25 protein-coding genes, 1 tRNA gene and 1 pseudogene are annotated in these 16,372 nt (G+C 68.3%); 7 read left to right on the forward strand and 20 right to left on the reverse strand.

The window, feature by feature from the left end; translation table 11 throughout:
- Positions 1–54 precede the first annotated feature (54 nt).
- Complete coding sequence (locus EDD30_RS12610; protein ID WP_071809101.1) at positions 55–540, reverse strand: GNAT family N-acetyltransferase; 486 nt, start codon at positions 538–540, stop codon at positions 55–57.
- Positions 541–636: 96 nt separating this feature from the next.
- On the opposite strand from EDD30_RS12610, the gene EDD30_RS12615 reads away from it, so the two are divergent.
- The 5 genes from EDD30_RS12615 (at position 637) to EDD30_RS12635 (ending at position 2,751) form a co-directional block, all read left to right on the forward strand.
- A complete protein-coding gene (locus tag EDD30_RS12615; protein WP_071809103.1) occupies positions 637–969 on the forward strand; it encodes a DUF2750 domain-containing protein in 333 nt (110 codons plus the stop codon).
- Between the two features lie 112 nt (positions 970–1,081).
- A complete protein-coding gene (locus EDD30_RS12620; protein WP_071809105.1) occupies positions 1,082–1,513 on the forward strand; it encodes a response regulator in 432 nt (143 codons plus the stop codon).
- Between the two features lie 43 nt (positions 1,514–1,556).
- The gene (locus EDD30_RS12625) at positions 1,557–1,901 is read left to right on the forward strand and encodes a PRC-barrel domain-containing protein (RefSeq protein ID WP_071809107.1); all 345 of its coding nucleotides are present in this window, start codon (positions 1,557–1,559) and stop codon (positions 1,899–1,901) included.
- A gap of 29 nt (positions 1,902–1,930) precedes the next feature.
- On the forward strand, positions 1,931–2,293 hold the full coding sequence (locus EDD30_RS12630) for a nuclear transport factor 2 family protein (RefSeq protein ID WP_071809109.1): 363 nt from the start codon (positions 1,931–1,933) through the stop codon (positions 2,291–2,293).
- Between the two features lie 56 nt (positions 2,294–2,349).
- Complete coding sequence (locus EDD30_RS12635; protein WP_244945221.1) at positions 2,350–2,751, forward strand: hypothetical protein; 402 nt, start codon at positions 2,350–2,352, stop codon at positions 2,749–2,751.
- 16 nt (positions 2,752–2,767) lie between these two features.
- Here the strand turns inward: EDD30_RS12635 and EDD30_RS12640 are convergent, their stop codons facing one another.
- Positions 2,768–3,997 (reverse strand): L,D-transpeptidase, encoded by a 1,230-nt coding sequence (locus tag EDD30_RS12640; RefSeq protein WP_071809113.1) that lies wholly within the window; start codon positions 3,995–3,997, stop codon positions 2,768–2,770.
- Between the two features lie 201 nt (positions 3,998–4,198).
- Entirely contained in the window at positions 4,199–5,275 is a 1,077-nt protein-coding gene (locus EDD30_RS12645) for a L,D-transpeptidase (protein ID WP_244945222.1), read from the reverse strand.
- 94 nt (positions 5,276–5,369) lie between these two features.
- On the opposite strand from EDD30_RS12645, the gene EDD30_RS40575 reads away from it, so the two are divergent.
- On the forward strand, positions 5,370–5,519 hold the full coding sequence (locus EDD30_RS40575; RefSeq protein ID WP_244945223.1) for a hypothetical protein: 150 nt from the start codon (positions 5,370–5,372) through the stop codon (positions 5,517–5,519).
- Positions 5,520–5,630: 111 nt separating this feature from the next.
- A tRNA-Lys gene (locus EDD30_RS12650) sits at positions 5,631–5,706 on the forward strand.
- Between the two features lie 62 nt (positions 5,707–5,768).
- Here the strand turns inward: EDD30_RS12650 and EDD30_RS12655 are convergent.
- The 17 genes and pseudogenes from EDD30_RS12655 to EDD30_RS12740 form a co-directional block, all read right to left on the reverse strand.
- The gene (locus EDD30_RS12655; protein ID WP_084557555.1) at positions 5,769–6,257 is read right to left on the reverse strand and encodes a tyrosine-type recombinase/integrase; all 489 of its coding nucleotides are present in this window, start codon (positions 6,255–6,257) and stop codon (positions 5,769–5,771) included.
- A 377-nt stretch (positions 6,258–6,634) separates the two neighbouring features.
- A pseudogene (locus EDD30_RS42000) lies at positions 6,635–6,997 on the reverse strand (tyrosine-type recombinase/integrase); the annotation flags it as partial.
- Positions 6,997–7,182: a helix-turn-helix domain-containing protein gene (locus EDD30_RS39055; protein ID WP_170047676.1), complete on the reverse strand. Its 186-nt coding sequence runs from the start codon at positions 7,180–7,182 to the stop codon at positions 6,997–6,999. The gene EDD30_RS39055 and the pseudogene EDD30_RS42000, both read right to left, overlap by 1 nt.
- Before the next feature lie 71 nt (positions 7,183–7,253).
- Positions 7,254–8,651, reverse strand: a complete 1,398-nt coding sequence (locus EDD30_RS12670) for a replication initiator (protein ID WP_071809117.1) — start codon at positions 8,649–8,651, stop codon at positions 7,254–7,256.
- A gap of 300 nt (positions 8,652–8,951) precedes the next feature.
- On the reverse strand, positions 8,952–9,320 hold the full coding sequence (locus EDD30_RS12675; protein ID WP_071809119.1) for a hypothetical protein: 369 nt from the start codon (positions 9,318–9,320) through the stop codon (positions 8,952–8,954).
- Between the two features lie 96 nt (positions 9,321–9,416).
- On the reverse strand, positions 9,417–10,307 hold the full coding sequence (locus EDD30_RS41790; RefSeq protein ID WP_071809121.1) for a hypothetical protein: 891 nt from the start codon (positions 10,305–10,307) through the stop codon (positions 9,417–9,419).
- A 25-nt stretch (positions 10,308–10,332) separates the two neighbouring features.
- Entirely contained in the window at positions 10,333–10,629 is a 297-nt protein-coding gene (locus EDD30_RS12685) for a hypothetical protein (protein WP_071809123.1), read from the reverse strand.
- Between the two features lie 21 nt (positions 10,630–10,650).
- Complete coding sequence (locus EDD30_RS12690; protein WP_071809125.1) at positions 10,651–10,866, reverse strand: hypothetical protein; 216 nt, start codon at positions 10,864–10,866, stop codon at positions 10,651–10,653.
- 13 nt (positions 10,867–10,879) lie between these two features.
- On the reverse strand, positions 10,880–11,143 hold the full coding sequence (locus EDD30_RS12695) for a hypothetical protein (protein WP_071809126.1): 264 nt from the start codon (positions 11,141–11,143) through the stop codon (positions 10,880–10,882).
- Positions 11,140–11,316 (reverse strand): hypothetical protein, encoded by a 177-nt coding sequence (locus EDD30_RS39060; protein ID WP_170047678.1) that lies wholly within the window; start codon positions 11,314–11,316, stop codon positions 11,140–11,142. Before EDD30_RS39060 ends, EDD30_RS12695 begins: the two co-directional genes overlap by 4 nt.
- Positions 11,313–11,660, reverse strand: coding sequence for an RRQRL motif-containing zinc-binding protein (locus EDD30_RS12700; protein ID WP_071809173.1), 348 nt, complete (start codon positions 11,658–11,660; stop codon positions 11,313–11,315). Before EDD30_RS12700 ends, EDD30_RS39060 begins: the two co-directional genes overlap by 4 nt.
- An 896-nt stretch (positions 11,661–12,556) precedes the next feature.
- Positions 12,557–12,754 carry a hypothetical protein gene (locus tag EDD30_RS12710; RefSeq protein WP_071809128.1) on the reverse strand — a complete coding sequence of 66 codons (198 nt, stop codon included), beginning with the start codon at positions 12,752–12,754 and terminating at the stop codon, positions 12,557–12,559.
- Positions 12,751–13,230, reverse strand: a complete 480-nt coding sequence (locus EDD30_RS12715; protein WP_071809130.1) for a DUF6197 family protein — start codon at positions 13,228–13,230, stop codon at positions 12,751–12,753. Before EDD30_RS12715 ends, EDD30_RS12710 begins: the two co-directional genes overlap by 4 nt.
- A gap of 404 nt (positions 13,231–13,634) precedes the next feature.
- Complete coding sequence (locus EDD30_RS12725) at positions 13,635–14,498, reverse strand: FtsK/SpoIIIE domain-containing protein (RefSeq protein WP_071809134.1); 864 nt, start codon at positions 14,496–14,498, stop codon at positions 13,635–13,637.
- A complete protein-coding gene (locus EDD30_RS40585; protein WP_071809136.1) occupies positions 14,495–14,728 on the reverse strand; it encodes a hypothetical protein in 234 nt (77 codons plus the stop codon). The genes EDD30_RS12725 and EDD30_RS40585 overlap by 4 nt, the downstream gene beginning before the upstream one ends.
- Before the next feature lie 103 nt (positions 14,729–14,831).
- The gene (locus tag EDD30_RS12735; RefSeq protein ID WP_071809138.1) at positions 14,832–15,776 is read right to left on the reverse strand and encodes an RAD23 family protein; all 945 of its coding nucleotides are present in this window, start codon (positions 15,774–15,776) and stop codon (positions 14,832–14,834) included.
- 122 nt (positions 15,777–15,898) lie between these two features.
- Complete coding sequence (locus EDD30_RS12740) at positions 15,899–16,282, reverse strand: hypothetical protein (protein WP_143163001.1); 384 nt, start codon at positions 16,280–16,282, stop codon at positions 15,899–15,901.
- Positions 16,283–16,372 lie beyond the last annotated feature (90 nt).

Genomic DNA, 16,372 nt, shown 5'->3' on the forward strand with positions numbered 1-16,372 from the left:
GCAGTTGGTGTAGGTCATCGTCGCCGACGTGTACGTGCCGGGGTATCCGGCTTTTTATAGTTTTAGGTACATTACGTGCAGACCGACGAGCCCATGCTGCATCGAGTCGAACGCCTCCGGAATCGTGGTCATGATCTCGAAACCCAGGGACTGCCAGAGATGGACGGCGCCTCGGTTCGTCTCCACGACGGCGTTGAACTGGATCCCGTGGTAGCCCTCGGCTCGCGCCCACTCGATGAGGCAGCGGCCCAGCGCCCGGCCGACGCCACGCCCCTGCGCCACCGGGTCCACCATGAAGCTGCCGGTGGCGATGTGCGCGCCGCGGCCCGGCCGGTTCGGGCCCATCTTGGCCGAGCCGAGCACGGCACCGCCCTCGACGGCGACCACGGTGCGGCCGGGCGGCTGTTCCATCCAGAGGGTGCGCGCCTCGTCGCTGGCGAGGCCGAGCGGATACGCGTACGTCTCCCCGGCCTCGATGATCGCCGAGAAGAACGGAAAAACTGCCGGCCAATCCCGGTCGGTCGCCTCTCTGATCTCCATGGGACGACCCTATTTGGCCGTTCAAATCATTTCGGACCCGCCGACGGGCCACCATAGGGACAGCAACGACTCACGAGGATCGGAAAGGGGACGGCGATGTCGCTCAGTGCGGCGCATGCGGCGGCGTTCCGCCGGGAGGTGCCCCGGGAGGGGCGGGTCTTCTCGATCCGGGACTCCGGAGGCTTCCCCGCGTCCGGCGGCGCCATGCCGTTCTGGTCCAAGCGGTCCCGGGCCGAGCGGGTCGTCGGGGCCGTGGCGGCGTACCAGGGCTTCGAGGTCGTCGAGATCCCCCTGGCCGACTGGCTCGGCACCTGGCTGCCCGGACTGCGCAGCGACGGCCTGCTCGTCGGGGTGAACTGGGCCGGAGCCCGCGCGACCGGCCAGGACGTGGCACCGGAGCAGGCCGGCGGATGGTTCGCCACCTCCTGAGCTGCACCCTTTTGTGCATACCGTCCCACAACGCGGCATTTCATACCTGTGTCGTGTGGTATCCGAACCCGGATGCCCCCTATGCTTGCCGCACCGCAAACAAGGGGGCAGGGTGCGCAGTCTCGAGATCCTCGTCGTGGATGACGACGACGCCGACGCTTTCATGATCTCGGAAGCACTGGAGAGCTCGCAGAGGCAGACGACCGTCAACCGGGTCTCCGACGGCCGAGAGGCGCTCGACTACCTGCGGCGCGTCGACCCGTATGCGGATGCCCACCGCCCCGACCTCATCCTGCTGGACCTCAACATGCCCCGCATGGACGGCCGGGAGACGCTGGCGGCCATCAAGACCGACGACGGGCTCAAGACCATCCCGGTGGTCATCCTGACCACCTCGGGCGCCGCCCCGGACATCGTCGCGAGCTATCAGCACCGGGCCAACGCGTACGTGACGAAGCCGTTCGACCTGGAGGACTTCGAGTCGACCGTACGCACGATCGACCGTTTCTACCGCGAGGTCGCCGTCCTGCCCCCGACCGACTGAACAAGCCGGTTACCGCGGCGTGCGGCGGGGTACGTCCTCTGCCATGCCGGACACCGAATCCGCCCCCGAGGACCTCGGGGCACCGCAGTCCTTCCTCGTCCTGGCCGACGGCACGCCGGTCTTCGACCGGGCCGGTGACCGGGTCGGCGCCGTCGAGCACGTGCTGGCCGACGACGGCGCGGACATCTTCCACGGCCTGGTCGTCAAGACCGCCGACGGCCACCGTTATGCGGCCGCCGACCAGGTCGACGGCATCTACGAGCACGGGGTGATCGTCGCCGTGAGCGCCGACCGGCTCGCCGAGCCGAGCGAGGACGCGGCCGCCCGGACCGACTCCGTCGCCGACGGCCTGCGCCGCGCCTGGAACTGGCTCGTCCAACCGAAGTAGCCGTGGTCGCCTCGGCTACAAAGAACGGTATGGATGACGAACTCCGTGCCGCCGAGCGGCGGCTGCAGGCCGCCCAGGTCGCCTCCGACGTCGGTGCCCTCGACCGCTTGCTCGACGACCGCCTGGTTTTCACCGGTCCGGACGGCCAGCTCTACCGCAAGGACGACGACCTGCGGGTGCACCGCACCGGCGCGCAGGTCATCGACGCGCTGCACGAGGAGGAACTCGATCTCGTGGTGGCCGGCGACACGGGGGTGACCTGGTTCCTCGGGAGTCTGCGCGGCAGCATCGACGGCGTGCCGTTCTCGGCGAGGATGCGCTACACCCGCACCTGGATTCGCGACGACGCGCACGGCTGGCGGATCATCGCGGCGCACGCGAGCGTGGTGTGACCCGGGATTTCTGGACGGGCAGATCGGCGGCGCACCCAGCGCCTACGGTCAGAGATGTGTCGCGATCTGCAACGATGTGCGCCCTGCTGTTGCTGGCAGTCATCGCCGGATGCACGGAACCGGCCGGCGCCCCGGCTCCGGCACCCGCGACGGCGGCGCCGCCCAGCACGCCCGCCGTCGCCGACGAGCCGCCGGGCGCCCTCGCCTGCGGGAAGATCGGCGAAGCCGTCCGGGAGGGCAGCCTCATGCAGCCGGGAGTGATCACCGGCGTGAGCGCGTCGACCGCCACCGCCGACGCCCCGGTGGCGGACGCGGCGGCCCGCCTCCAGCAGGCCTACGAGCAGGCCGTCAAGGCCCAGGGCGCCGAGGAGGAGCCGGACCTGGTGGCCGCGGTGAGCGGCGCCGCGGCCGAGATGGTCGCGGTGTGCTCCGACTCGGGCCTCTCCAGCGGCGGCTGAGAGCGCCGGCACCGCGTCAGATCGCGCTGCCCTTCTTGTACTCGTCCCAGCCCATGTTCCAGTCGGTCCAGCCGTTGCCGTTCTCGAGCTTGTCCTCGGTGCCGCGGACCGTGACCGGGTCACCCATCATGGTGCGCTCAAAGAGCCACTTGCCCATCGCCATCGAGACGTTGACGCAGCCGTGCGAGACGTTGCGGCGGCCCTGTTCCCCCTCCGACCACGGGGCCGCATGGATGAACTGGCCGCTCCACGTGAGCCGCTGGGCGTAGTCGATGTTCACGCGGTACCCCTCCCCCTCGGGGAACTCGTCCAGCGTGTCGAAGACGGTCTTGCGCTTCTTCTCGATGACCACCATGGTGCCGCTGGCCGACGGGTACTTCTTCTGGCCGAGGCTGACCGGGAGGGTCTTGACCACCGTGCCGTCCTGCGTGACGGTCATCTGCTTGGTCTTGTTGTCCACCGTCATGACGAAGGAACGCCCGATGTTGACGTTCACGGTCAGGTCGGAGCGGCCGTACCAGCCGTCGTCCATGGGCACGCCCGCCAACTGCACCCGGTAGGAGATCTTGGTCTGCGGCTGCCAGTAGGTCTGCGGGCGGTAGTGCACCTCGGTGGGGCTGGTCCAGTGCCAGATGCCCTCCTGCGCCGGGGTCGCCGTGACCTGCATCCGGCGCTGCACGTCCGCGCGGTACTTCTCCGGGACCGAGCGACCGAACCGGACGATCAGCGGCATGCCGACGCCGACGGTCTGATCGTCGCCGAGGAAGCTCATCACCCGGACCAGCTTCGACGGCTTGTTCATCACGGTGAAGGAGCTGGAGGCGGTGCCGCCCTTGTCGCCCGAGGGCGTGCCGGTGACCGTCACCGTGTACTTCTTGCCCCAGCCCAGCGCCTGCGCCGGGCGGAAGACCTTGGCATCCCGGTCGAGGGTGCCCTTGACCTCGTTGCCGTCGGCGTCCTTGACCTCGACCGAGGTGTTCGCGGGGTCCTCGGACGCGTACGCGATTTCGGCGCTGGCCAGGACGCCGGTCGCGTCCGCGCCCGGCGAGGTGACCGAGACGGTGCTCAGCGCGGGCTGCGCCGGGGCGCCCGAGGCGTTCGCGTCACCGTTCTGCCAGGACGGGGACTCCGGCTTGCCGTCGCCGCTGCAACCGGCGCTGACCAACACACCCGCGGTCACCAGGGTCGCCACGGCGATGCGCCACCGCCGCGGCGCGGTCGGTCCGGTCACTCCAGGAAGTCTCATGATCAGTCTCACCGCCCTGTCGTCCCGGCGACCATCATCCGTCAGCGATGGACGGGGCTCCAACCCCGCAATCGTGCCGCGATACATCGGTTCCCACTTCCGGGCTGTGGAATCCGGTCCCTTCGCGTCCTCGATCCGACCCCTTCTCCCCCTCGGCTCCGTCTGGCCTCATCCGTTGGGCCCCTGAGCGGCCGGAACCGCTCAGGCCTCGCCCGCCTGGGCGGCCAGCTCGGCCGGCACCGGAAGGGCGCTGCCCTTCACGAACTCTTTCCAGCTCACGTCCCACGGCGTCCAGCCGTTGCCGTAGGCCACCTCGTTCTCCGTACCCCGAATGGTGATCGGATCACCGATGAGTGTGCGTTCGAACAGCCACTGCCCGTTGGCCTGCGACACGTTCACACATCCGTGCGAGACGTTGCGCCGGCCCTGGTCGGCGACGGACCACTCTGCCGCGTGGATGTACTGGCCGGACCAGGTGAGGCGCTGGGCGTACTCGACGTCCACGCGGTAGGCGTCCTCAGCGGGGAACTCGCCTCGCGTGTCGAAGACGGTCTTGCGCTTCTTCTCCATCACCACCATGGTGCCGCTGGCCGACGGGTACTTCTTCCGGCCGAGGCTGACCGGGATGCTCTTGACCACCGCGCCGTCCTGCGTGACGGTCATCTTCTTCGACTCGTTGTCGACCTTCATGACGAAGCTGCGGCCGATCTCGGCGTCGGCGGAGCGGTCCAGGTCGCCGTAGCGCCCACCGCCGGTCGGCAGCCCCTCCACGGCGATGCGCACGCTGAGTTTGGTGCCGCTGCGCCAGAAGTTCGGCGGGCGGTAGAAGGCCTGCGTGCCACTCGAGGTCCACGACCAGGTGCCGGGCTGTGCGGGCGAACTCTTGACGAACATCCGCTTCTGCACGGCGGCCCGGTCCTTCTGCTTGATGCCCGGGTTGAACTCGACCACGACGGGCATCGCGACGCCGTACGTGTTGCCGTCGAAGAGGTAGAGGCCGGTCCCGGTCAGCGGGCCGCCCTCCGCCCTGGTGGTGAAGGACGTGGTCTCGGTGCGGGACTGCCCGGCGGCGTCCACGGCCGTGACCGAGGCGACGTACCCCCGGCTGTTCTTCAGAGGCTTGGCCGGCACCCAGGAGGAACCGTCCTCACGCAGGGCGCCGGAGACGGTCTTGCCCTTGTCGTCCTTGAGGACGACGGCGGTGACCTTGCCGCCGGAGAGCGCGAACCCGATCTCGGCGCTGATCGGCACGCCCTTCTTGCCCGCGACCGGAGTCACATTCAGCGACCCACCACCACCGGGCGCCACAGACGGAGCGGATGAGTCGGGCGAAACGGATGGGGCAGTCGAAGGCGCCCCAGAAGCGACCCAGGTGGCCTGCGCGGGGCGGCCCGCGTCATCCCCACACCCGGCGAGCGCCAAGGGCGCCACGACCAGCAACGACACCACCGCCGGCAGCGAGCGCCGCATCCCGATCATCCCCAGCCCCGTTCTCGCGTTCTGCGGGCACATCCTGCCCTAGAAACCGGGTCGGCGGTGGCCCCTGTGTGCGGGGTCGCCTCCGGCGATCATGCGGGAGGGCCGATTTTCAGGGCCGCCGGAGCGCGTGTTAATGTTTCTCCGTTGCCAGCGAGCGCCGCTAGCTCAATTGGCAGAGCAGCGGACTCTTAATCCGCGGGTTGTAGGTTCAAGTCCTACGCGGCGCACCAGCAGTAATACCCAGGGCCGGTCTCCCAGAGACTGGCCCTGACCCCTTTTTGTGACCCCAACGTCACGCCTCGAACAGATAACCCAGCCGGTCGGCAGTCGCTCGCTGCGACTGCTTGGTGACGTCTACGTAAACCAGTTTGGTGATCGTGGAAGAGCTGTGGCCGAGGACGTCCTGAATCTTCTCGATGGGCACGCCCTGTTCATACAGCAGCGTCGCGCACGAGTGGCGCAGGTCATGAAACCGGATACGGCGAAGGCCGGCGCTGTCGAGCAGACCTGCGAAGTGGCGGTTGACGTTGCGCGGCTCGATCGGGGTGCCGATGCCGGTGGTGAAGACGAAGCCGGTCTCCTTCCAGTCCCTGCCCTTGAGCTTGCGCTCAGCGTTCTGGGCCACTCGATGCTGGCGAAGTGCGTCGATGCACGGCTCGGGCAGACCGATAACTCGCTCGGAGTCGTCGGACTTGACCGGGCCGACCACGAGCTTGCCGCCGAGGCGTTGCAGGCTCTGCCGGACGTACAGACGCCGTCGACCAGGTCCACGTCGTGCCATCGCAGGCCCAATGCCTCACCACGCCGCAATCCGAGTGATAGGGCTACCGCGTAGAGCGCGTACAGCCGGTCACTACGAGCGGCTCGCAGGAGCGTCTTCGCTTCGGCCCCGGTCAGTGGGGTGAACCGTGGTCGGTACCTATGGGACAGTCGAAGATTCCGCGCCGGGTTCTCTGCGATGAGCCCGTCGACCACGGCGTCTTGAAGTGCCGCTCGCACCATCCGGTGTAGATGCCGGATCGTTCCGTCGGACGGCTTCTGCTCGCAACAAGCCCGAGGACGCCGGGCGCAGCATCGAGCCGGCTCACCCTTGGCAACCCGGGCAGTGTCCTTGCCCTGGGCGCAACACTGGCAGGTGTCCTTCGCCCGGTTGAAGAACGCGCGCAAGGTGGGCGGCTGCACCTTGCTGAGCCGCTGGTTGCCGATCATCGGTACGACGTAGCAGCGTGACAGCCAGTCGTAGGTCCGCATGGTGCTGGGGCGAACCCGATCCCGGACGACTTCGCGCAGCCAATAGGCCATGAAGTCACTCACCGACTGGATGGTTCCGGCGACCCGGACACCGGCCTGCGACTTCGCTTTGAGTGCGGTCAGCTTCTCGTGTGCCTCCTCCCAGGAGCTGCCGTAGACGCTCCTCCGCACCTCCCGGCCGTCGCTGGTGTAGACCCAGGCGCGGCCCTCCCATCGGCCGTCTGGGCGTTGCCGTATGTTCCCTTCCCCGTTCACGTTGCGCCGGGGCATCAGGCGGCCTCCTCGATCAAACGCGCCTTGTATGCCTCGACGGACTCGGGGATAACGCGCCGGGCGCGTCCCACTTGTACGCCGACGATCTGGCGGGTCTTGATCAGCCGGTAGACCGTCCAATACGAGACGTTCAACATGGCGGCCACCTGATCAATCGTTAGCCAGGCGTTGTCGTTCTTCACCTCTACCTCCTTCCTTGTTGCGGAGTTCGGACGAGTCGGGCGCGCCGCGACGGCGGCCTGTGGGGAATCGGTCATGAGATGTCTCCTCGTGCTGGTGTGATGAGTGCTTCTCGTGTAGGCGGTGATGAGTGCTTCACGAGCAGGGCGCATCGACTGTGTGGAATATGTCGCTGTGGAGTTGTCAAGGAACGCTTTGACACGTACGTGTCAGGCAAGGTGGGTTGGGCCGACGGGTTGGGATCGTCGGCGTAGTCGCGGGCGGTGTCGGCGCGGCGGCGGGCGGCGTCGGCGGCGCTGTTGGCGAGCAGGGCGTCGCCGGTGGTGATCCATCCGGTGGCGTGGTAGCCGAGGCGGTAGACGACGAGGTCGGCTTGTTGGTCGTCCCAGAGGTGGGGGAAGCCTTGGGTGCGGCGCCAGATGGTGCGTTCGAGGCGTTTGAAGGCGTAGGTGACCGAGAAGCCTCGGGATTTGGTGGTGACGTGTCCGCCGACGCCGAATTGGTGGGCGTAGCGGCGCAGCGGGTGCCAGCCGTCGGCGGTGCCGAGGTCCCAGCAGGCGCGGATGAGGCGGCCGAGGTGGGTGTCCGGTCCGGCGTACAGCTCGATGGTGAGGTCGTCGACGCGGCGGTAGATGGCGCCAGTGACTTCGGTGCTCTTGGTGACGTACTTGGCGAGGTAGCCGGTGAGCTTGCTCAGGTTGGCATCGTCGCCGGCGGCGTTGATGGGCACGATGTCCAGGCCCTTGTCGCCCCAGGCCATCCGCCAACCTCGACCGTTATTCGCCGGATGTGACCGGGTGGTGTAGCTGGTCTTGGCGAACGCTTCTTCCAGAACGCTGGCAAACATGGCGCGGGTGACGATGCGGTCGGGTGGGACGATCGCGTCGGGGCAGTCGGGGTGGTAGCCGTCCAGGCGGATGACCGCGTGGTAGTGGATCACCCCCCGGGCCTGGAACTCGTAGACCTTGACGTAGCGGCGGCGCAGGGTGACCCCGAGGCGTTTGCCGAGCCGTTCGAGCTCGCGGTCGAATTCTTGGATGGTGCGGCGCCACAGTTCGGGGGCTTCGTTGTTCCAGACGACCTGGGCGTGATGGTCGTAGCAGTCCAGGCACAGCGGCGTCCCGAGCGCGGGATCTGTAGTCGCGTGCCGGGCGGTGCAGCGCATCTCGGCGCCGTGCGGGCAGGTCTTGCCGAACGGCCGGCAGAGTGAGGCCCGGCAGGTGCAGCGGTCCTTGCTGCGGCAGTCGGCCGCGTGGGTCTTCACGACCCGGTGATGCACGGGGCCGAACGAGGGCGCTGTGGCGGTGAGGAACACGGCCAGGTGCTGGCCGAGTGGGGGCAACCCGTAGCGTCCGCCTTCGAGCCCAGCTCGGATGATCTGGTAGGTGTCGCGGCGGTACACCTCCGCACACGACGGGCACACGGAGGCGCGGCGGTTGCCACACGGGGTGTAGATGACGCCGTCGGGCATGGCGTCGGTGTCGATCGTGGCGCATGAGCGTGCCGTCGGGGTTCTTCACGTCGATCGCACCAGTCAGCCGGATCGGGCGGGTACACGCGGCGGCGGCACTGACATGGTCGAGCCATTCGGGGAACTCACCCGAACGCACTCGATTGCGGGCGGTGATGACTTCGGCCGGGTCGAAGCCGTGCCGGGCGTCGGGGTGTGTGGCGGCGGGGGTGGGGGTGGCCCAGGGCCAGGTCTCGGCGTTCTCCCCCGCACCCACAGCCGTGGTGGCGGTGGGTGTGAGAGGCAGCGTCGAGCTGGTCATTAGGCGGTGGCCTTCGGGTTCGAGGTGACGTCGGTGCCGGTCGGCGTCGTCGGGTGGGTGATGTGGTCCGGGCAGGCGCAGCCGGAGGGTTGGATCAGGTCGTGTGCGGCGGAGACCGCGTTGAGGTCTCTGATCAGGCCGCAGATCAGGCACTCGGCGCTGGTGCAGGAGGGGGTGTGCCGGGAGTCGACGAGCCAGATCCGTTCCTCAAACAGCAACACGAGGGTGGGCCAGTACACCTCCGGGTTGTGCAGGTGTGGTCGCAAGAAGTCCTGCGCAGTCACGATGGCCGCCGGTTCGGGACGGCCGTTGTCGTGCGTGTCGTCCATGTCGAAGCCTTCCGGTGCGTGGGGCAGTGAGCTGGTCATTGCGGGTCCTTTCGGGATGCCGTCGAGGGGTCTCGGCGTTCTCTCCCGCACCCACAACCAAGTTGGTTGTGGGTGTGAAAGGCAGCGTCGAGCTGGTCATGCAGAAACTTCGACGGTGCTGCCGTTGTGCGGCTTCGTGTTTGCCGCCGTGGGCGGGTTGTCGGTGAGTTGGGTCAGGATGTCGGCCGCGATCGGGGTCGGGACGCGCAGCCTGACGGCGAGTTGGTTCGCTTTGATGTCTTCGCCGTGGGTGTCGCGGTGCGAGACGGCGATGGTGCGCGCGTTGGCCAACAGCGGCGCCGGGAAACGCTCAACCGGTTCAGCAGGGGCCGGGGCAGAAGCCGGTGCGGGCACGGCAGGAACGGGTTCCGCGGTTGCCGGTGTGGTGGTCTTCGTGGCCGGTGTCCGTCGTGCGGGTGTCTTCTTGGCCGGTGCGGTTTTCTTGGCGGCGGTGGCCCTGGTCTTGGTGGCTGCGGCGGCCGGGCGAACCTGCGCGCGCGGGATGTCGGGTGACGGGGCGGGCGAGGTGGCCGGCGTAAGTGCCGGGACCGGGTGGGTGGGCCGGGGTGGTGCGGTGGCGGTGAAGACGAGCTTGGACAGGGCGAAGAAGGCCAGCGCCGGGAGGGCGGAGACCATCCAGCCGAACACGCCGGGCTTGGCCACGGCGAGCTGTGCGGTGAGTGAGACGGCGACGGCGGCCACGAGCAGGCCCATCGGGTAGCGCACGGACGCCTGCGGGTGGTGACGTCGGCGGCGGCCGATCTCGATCAGCGATGCGGTCGGGATCAGTTCGCTGATGACGGCGTTGGCCCAGCCGAACCAGTCCGCGGTTCCGGCCGGACTGTTGGTGATGGTGAAGTCGTGGACGTGGTGGAACGAGGCAGCGCCGGCCATGGCACCGGTGAGCAGAACGATGATGAGCAGGATGCCGTCGCGGAGACGGTCGACGCGGGTGAGCGCCGGTCGACGGGTGTCGGTCGTGGTCATGGTCGGGCCTCCTGGTGAGCGGCGGTCAGTGCAGGTAGCAGCACGGGCCGATGAGTCCGCGGCGGTTGCGGGTCGGGTAGGCGTCTTCGCCACGCAGGATCGGGCCGCGACAGCGGCTGCACTTGGTTGCCCGGGTGGGGCGTACTTGGCCGTCGAGAAGGCCAGGGGTGAACCGCAGCGGCTTACGGCGCCGGTTGCGGCGGCTGCGGTTGCGGGAGGAAGGCCGGCGGGTGGTCGGACGGTCGAGGGCCTTGATGGGCAGGTAGCGAACAGCGAGAAGCGCGGCGAGAAGGACGATCGCGACGATCAGGTGGATGAACATGGCAGTGGTCCCTTCGGGGTTTCAGACGAAGTCGGTCTTGAGGCGGGCGCGTACCGGGCGCACGGCGAGGATGTGCAGGCGGCGGCTGCTGACGGCGATGCCGATGAGGTGTTCGGCGATGTCGGCCAGGTCGGTGGGGTCAGTGACGTGGTTCGGGTACGTGAATTCGCGAGTTTCGGTGGCGGGTTGGCCGTCGCGGGTTTCGTAGGTGAAGTCGGCGCTGTAGATGTAGATCACCGGAGAGGTCCTTTCACAGGCTGGAGCCGAGGGAGATGACGGCGATGACGCCGTAGCAGCCGGGGCAAAAGACCGGGGCCAAGCGCAGGGTGAGCAGGTCGATGACCAGTTCGGTCGGGGTGTCGTAGTTCGTGGGGTAGACGGCGATGCCGTCACAGAAGCCGCACGGGATGCGGCAGGCGGGACAGGTTTCGAAGAGTTCGCCCATGGACTCGTCACGTCCGGCGGGCATGTGTCCCTCGATGCAGAACAGACAGTCGGAGACAGCGGCGGTCATCGGGTGTTCCCCGGGCGGTGGGTGCTGGCGGCGCAGGTGGCCGAGATGGTGAAGGCGACGGCGGCGGTGGCGAGCAGCGGTCGGCCGGTGCCGGTGGAGTGGTAGGCCAGGGCGGCGAAGGCCAGGGCGAGGGCGGCGAGGATGTGCCAGCCGCGGATGGCGGGCTTGGTCATGAGGGACCTCCGGGGGTGCAGTCGAGGCAGGCGCCGCTACGGCGCGGGATTTGGTAGGGCTTGAACTGGCCGCAGGCGGGACAGATGCGCTTGGCGCGGTTGGCCTTGTCGAGGGCAGCGAGTTGCGCGGGGGTCGCGGTGCGTTTCGGCTTGGCGAGGTCGATGCGGTAGAGGTAGGCGACGCGTTTGCCGCGACGCCACATCAGTTGCGCCGCAACGGATTGCCCGCCAGGGCGCAGATTTTGGGTGTGGAGCTGGCGCAGGGTGGCCAGCCCGTCGGGGGCGAACCGGTACGGGAAGGTGGGGATGCCGTAGCGCTCGCCGGTGGGGTCGTAGAACACCATCGGGTCCTCCGGGCCGGAGTCGATGTCGCAGCGGGCTTCGCAGGCTTTGCCGTCGATGCAGACGAACAGCGGGCCGCGCGGATCTGGGTTTGTGGGCCGCATGACGGGCACACCGGAGGTCCCGCAGACGTGGCAGTCGCCGAACTCGTAGGTACGGGCTGGGGTGTCGCCGTGGGTGCAGGCGGGTCCGAACGTGGGATGCGAGTAGGTGTCGCGGTCGACGGTCTCGGGCAGGAACGCCGTGTTGCAGTCGGCGCAGACGATCGGGCCACCCTCTTCAAAGGCGGTCTTGGAGAGCCGGATTTTGCGGGGGCACTCGCATTCGGCGCTGACGCCGTTGTTGTTGTTCGTGCGCTGTTTGCCGTTGCCGGTGGGTTCGGGGTGGCGGTAGGCGCGCAGCGCGGCGGCGAGGGTGGTGATGGTGGCCGCGTACTCAGCAGCGGCGGTGTCGGTGAGGGTGCAGGGTGAGTAGCCGAACTTGTCGTCCTTACGGGCGGTGAGGCCGAGTTCGGCGGCGAGGGTGGCGAACTTCTTGTTGTGCCAGCGGCCCTGGCGGCTGGTGTCTTGGATGCCGCGGGTGTCGGCCAGGCCGTGGGTGGCCTCGTGTAGCAGGGTGGTGAAGACTTCGGCGGGGGTGCGTTGGAGTCCTTCGCCGGAGACGAGGACTTCCGGGAGTTGGGTGTCGCCGGATTGCCAGCGCAGTGAGGCGAAGTGGCCCCACTTCATCGATTGGCTGCCCTTGGCGGGTGAGCCGGAGCCAACGACCAGGACAGCGTCCGGGACTTCCGGGTGGCGGGTGCGGATGGCCGTCCAGGCGGTTTCGAGGGCGGTCAGCAGTCCGGCGGTGGTGAAGGTGGGTTGACACGTACGTGTCAGGTCGGTGATCTCGGTGGTGGTCATACGGCGGTCCTCCTAGGAGTGCGGCCGGTGAAGAAGTGCAGTTCGACGCCCAAGGGCACCGGCTCCGCCTGCTCAGCGGTGGTGTCGGGTTCGCGGGAGTAGCCGAAGCCCAGGTCAGCAGCGGGCGCAGCGGGAATGGCGTGGTGGCAGCGGATGCAGAGCCGCTGAAGCTTGATGAGGGTGGCGGTGCTCATCGCAGGGACCCGTGGGTGCGGTCGTATTCGTCAGCGGCGGCGCGCAGGGTGGCGATGACGTGCTCGGCGGTTTGGCCGGCGTGGTCGTTCCAGGCGTAGAGGTCGAAGTCCCACTCCGGGGTGGGGTCGCCGCTGGCGGGGTCGTAGGTGTCTAGGGCGATCTGCATCTGATCGGTGCGGTAGGTGCAGAAGAAGTCGACGGCGCGCTGGTAGTCGCGCAGGCCCTCACGGTCGACGCGGGGGTCGGTGTTCAGGTAGAGCAGGTCGACGCAGCGACCGAAGGCAGCCATGCCGATGGCGCCGGCGACGCAGGCAGGCGGGAACGGCTTGTAGCCCTCGGCGTAGTAGTTGCGGCGGTTCCAGCCGTGTTCCTCGAGGTAGTAGGCGGCGCCGCGCAGGATGTCAGCCGGGGTGACAACCACGGTGGGGCTGTCGGTGTCGGCGGCGGTGCCGGTCGGGTTTTGGGTACGGTTCATGACGCCACGTCCTTTCGTGGGCGGTGGTGGTGGCCGACGGACCGGGCAGCTTTCCTAGGGCGTGGTCCGGTTCGTCGGCTGTTCCTATGGGGTCGTGCAGGTGTTGCCTTCCGGTAGATGTGCGGGCTATCGCAGCGGCTTGCCGCGGGGGTAGCGGGGGTTGGGCGGCAGGTGGCCGGGCTGTTTGCGCCAGCAGGGGCACTCGGTCAGGTCGAAGTCGTTCGCGTTGCCTAGCAAGTGGCATGCGCTGTCGTCCGCGATGGCCTTGTCGCACAAGGCTTTCGAGCAGCAGTCGCAGTCGGGGCACGGAGTGGGAGCCGGTTTCGCCCAGGTGTGGAAGTCATCCGGTGGAGGCGGGAAGTCGACGGGCACCCACTCGGTCATGTCCGTAGCTCCTTCGTGAGTTAGGCGACCGCGCCGAGTTCCGCGGCGGTCGTCGTGGTGGTGGTTCGGCGGGTGCGGCGGGTCCAGGCGGCGTAGTCGGCGACGCGGATGATGTCGTCGTTGCTCATGTAGGCGCCCTTGACGCGCGCGGGAATACCGCCGTGAGCGAGTAGGAGTCCTTCGCCGCGGTTGTCCGGGTCGATGCTGGCGGCGGAGAAGCCGCGGGCGGCCCAGCCGCGTCCGAGGACGACGTCGGACGATGACTCGTCGACGCAGCGGCCGGCGAAGCGCCAGGCGAACAGGAACCGCAGCGAGGTCGGGATGATGTCCGAGCTAGGGCGTTGGGTGGCGGAGGCGTCGATGATGCCCACGGCCCGGCCACGGGAGGCGATGTCGCGGTTGAGGGCGGAGAAGTACTCCTGCTCGGTCTTGGTGCCCACCGTGGCAGAGAAGAACGCGAGCTCGTCGATCGCCAGCAGGATCGGGTCGAAGTCGTCACCCTGATGGATCTTCTGGCGGCGCTGGGACAGCAGGTAGGCGTACCGGTTGTCCATCACCTCCTGCAGCCGTTCCAGGGTGTCGATCGCGTGGTCGAGGTCGGGTCCGACGAACACGTCGGCGCAGTCCTTCCACAGGCCGAGCTCGACCTGTTTGCCGTCGATGAGCACCAGGTCGACGTCGGCGCACAGCGCGGCGTGGCCGACGATGGTGTTGAGCAGGCTGGACTTGCCGGCGCCGGGCTCACCGCCGATCAGGATGTTGCGGTAGATCAACGGCAGGTAGACCGGGTGGCCGTACTCGTCGATGCCGAGGAACAGCGGGTCGAACATGGACAGGCCGGTGCCGACCGGGATGCTCGGCGGGGCCGTGGTGAGGTCACTCATGGCAGGGGCTCCGATTGGGCCGTGTCGACGTCGGCGCACAGCGCGGCGTGACGGACGATGGTGTTGAGCAGGTTGGACTTCCCGGCGCCGGGCTCACCGCCGATCAGGATGTTGCGGTAGATCAGCGGCAGGTTGACGGGGTCGGTGGGCTGAGGCGGTGCGGTGGTGGTGAGCTTGGACGGGCCTGCGCCGACCGGAATGCTCGGCGGGGTCGTGGCGAGATCGGTCATGGCAAGGGACTCCGATCGGATCGGTGTCCGGCGTGACGCTGTTGACCTGAGTCGAGGTCACGCCGGAGCAAGCGGGGTGTTGACACGTACGTGTCAGCGACGGTCAGGCGTAGTCGGACGGGTCGAAACCAGGCGAGGGCGGCGCGGCCGACGGGCGCGCGTTGCGCGGGTTGCGCGGCCGGTCCTTGGTGTTGTTGTTGCTCGCGCGGGTGCTGCGCGGGGCGGGTACCTCGGCGAGGTTCACCCCGACTGGTGGCACGGCCGGGGACGCCGGTGCGGTGGCCGGCATGTGCGCGGGAACGTGGTCCGGCAGGGTCGACAGGACCGTGTCGGTCAGCGGTTCACGGCGGGTGATGTCGACACGGATGAACGGCGCGTACTTACGCGAGGCGCGGCTGACGCGGACCTCGTTGGCCCAGCAGGCGACCGCGAGTTTCTGCACCTGGCCGGGTTGTTCCAGGTCGTGCAGCGACAGGCCGGGGCGCAGCCACAGCCACACCCGTTCCCCGGCCCGGGCCGGTCGGGCGAGCAGGATGAACGGCAGCGTGCCTTGCCGGTTGTGCGCGACGAACGCGGCGAAACACATCCGCAGCCGGTGCCGCACCGTCAGGCACCAGAACAGCGACAGCACGGCCCGGCGGGTCGGGCCGTAGGCGGCAGGGCCACCCACGATCACGGCCAGAATCAGCAGAGACAGCCACACCGGGGTGGCGAACATCAGCGACTGCCAGCCGTAGATCAGGAACGCGGCGAGCAGGATTTCGGGTAGCCAGTGCCAGATCATCCGCAGCACGGGCCAGATGATGATCAGAACGGCCAGAGCACCACCCGACAGGGCGCCGAACACAATCCCGAGCAGACCACCGAGGATCGGGTGCATGTAGTGCGCGGCGATAGTGCCGCCCAACAGGGCGACGATCACTGCGGTGACCCAGAACGCGACGATGGCCTTGCGGCGCTGGTTGTAGCGGGTCGGGGCCTCGATGACCGTGACGGTCTGCCCCCGAGTGTGCGATCCGAACAGGCGCCGGCCGGTAGACTTGGACACGATGATTCCTCCCTTGTCAGGGCTGGATGAGTTCGAACAGGTGCGGGGCCGCACTCGGACGCCAATCTCTGGCGGCCCCGCATCCTGCGGTCACTGGCTTCGAGAGCCAGACAGGTAAGGGTTCAGGCGGCCTTGATCGCCGGGACGGACACCACCTCCAGGCCCGAGGCCTTGAACGCGACACCGCTGCGGGTCTTGCCGTTCTGCTCCGACACCCACGGCAGCGCTTCCAGGTCGTGCGGGATGACCTGGTCGCCGTCCTCGGCGGCCGGCTTCTCCGCCGCGACGATCGTGACGTTGAGCTGACCGGACCACTTGCGGCCGACTGCGCGGCCACGGCCGAACATCGGCGCGGTCCACATCGGCAGCCCGGTGTCCCGGGTGTCGATCTTCTGCGCGCCCTTGTCGTCGAGCTTGGGCACGATGTCGTCCGCCATCTCGAAGATGACGTTGGTGATGTCCAGCATCAGACGCGGCTGAGTACTGATACGAGGCTGATTCGACACGACTGGCTCCTCATGTTGGTGACGGCGCGGGCCTCAGCGCCGAGGTCTCTCGGGGCGGTCGCCCCAGGAGCAGAGTACAAACTAGGTTTG

The organism is Couchioplanes caeruleus, assembly GCF_003751945.1.
Lineage (GTDB): Bacteria > Actinomycetota > Actinomycetes > Mycobacteriales > Micromonosporaceae > Actinoplanes > Actinoplanes caeruleus.

What these genes read in the sequence shown, in the direction of transcription:
- EDD30_RS12610 (WP_071809101.1), bottom strand. Translation starts at nt 540, where the DNA reads ATGGAGATCAGAGAGGCGACCGACCGGGATTGGCCGGCAGTTTTTCCG.
- EDD30_RS12615 (WP_071809103.1), top strand. Translation starts at nt 637, where the DNA reads ATGTCGCTCAGTGCGGCGCATGCGGCGGCGTTCCGCCGGGAGGTGCCC.
- EDD30_RS12625 (WP_071809107.1), top strand. Translation starts at nt 1,557, where the DNA reads ATGCCGGACACCGAATCCGCCCCCGAGGACCTCGGGGCACCGCAGTCC.
- EDD30_RS12630 (WP_071809109.1), top strand. Translation starts at nt 1,931, where the DNA reads ATGGATGACGAACTCCGTGCCGCCGAGCGGCGGCTGCAGGCCGCCCAG.
- EDD30_RS12640 (WP_071809113.1), bottom strand. Translation starts at nt 3,997, where the DNA reads ATGAGACTTCCTGGAGTGACCGGACCGACCGCGCCGCGGCGGTGGCGC.
- EDD30_RS12655 (WP_084557555.1), bottom strand. Translation starts at nt 6,257, where the DNA reads ATGGCACGACGTGGACCTGGTCGACGGCGTCTGTACGTCCGGCAGAGC.
- EDD30_RS12670 (WP_071809117.1), bottom strand. Translation starts at nt 8,651, where the DNA reads ATGCCCGACGGCGTCATCTACACCCCGTGTGGCAACCGCCGCGCCTCC.
- EDD30_RS12675 (WP_071809119.1), bottom strand. Translation starts at nt 9,320, where the DNA reads ATGACCAGCTCACTGCCCCACGCACCGGAAGGCTTCGACATGGACGAC.
- EDD30_RS41790 (WP_071809121.1), bottom strand. Translation starts at nt 10,307, where the DNA reads ATGACCACGACCGACACCCGTCGACCGGCGCTCACCCGCGTCGACCGT.
- EDD30_RS12685 (WP_071809123.1), bottom strand. Translation starts at nt 10,629, where the DNA reads ATGTTCATCCACCTGATCGTCGCGATCGTCCTTCTCGCCGCGCTTCTC.
- EDD30_RS12695 (WP_071809126.1), bottom strand. Translation starts at nt 11,143, where the DNA reads ATGACCGCCGCTGTCTCCGACTGTCTGTTCTGCATCGAGGGACACATG.
- EDD30_RS39060 (WP_170047678.1), bottom strand. Translation starts at nt 11,316, where the DNA reads ATGACCAAGCCCGCCATCCGCGGCTGGCACATCCTCGCCGCCCTCGCC.
- EDD30_RS12700 (WP_071809173.1), bottom strand. Translation starts at nt 11,660, where the DNA reads ATGGTGTTCTACGACCCCACCGGCGAGCGCTACGGCATCCCCACCTTC.
- EDD30_RS12710 (WP_071809128.1), bottom strand. Translation starts at nt 12,754, where the DNA reads ATGAGCACCGCCACCCTCATCAAGCTTCAGCGGCTCTGCATCCGCTGC.
- EDD30_RS12715 (WP_071809130.1), bottom strand. Translation starts at nt 13,230, where the DNA reads ATGAACCGTACCCAAAACCCGACCGGCACCGCCGCCGACACCGACAGC.
- EDD30_RS12725 (WP_071809134.1), bottom strand. Translation starts at nt 14,498, where the DNA reads ATGAGTGACCTCACCACGGCCCCGCCGAGCATCCCGGTCGGCACCGGC.
- EDD30_RS40585 (WP_071809136.1), bottom strand. Translation starts at nt 14,728, where the DNA reads ATGACCGATCTCGCCACGACCCCGCCGAGCATTCCGGTCGGCGCAGGC.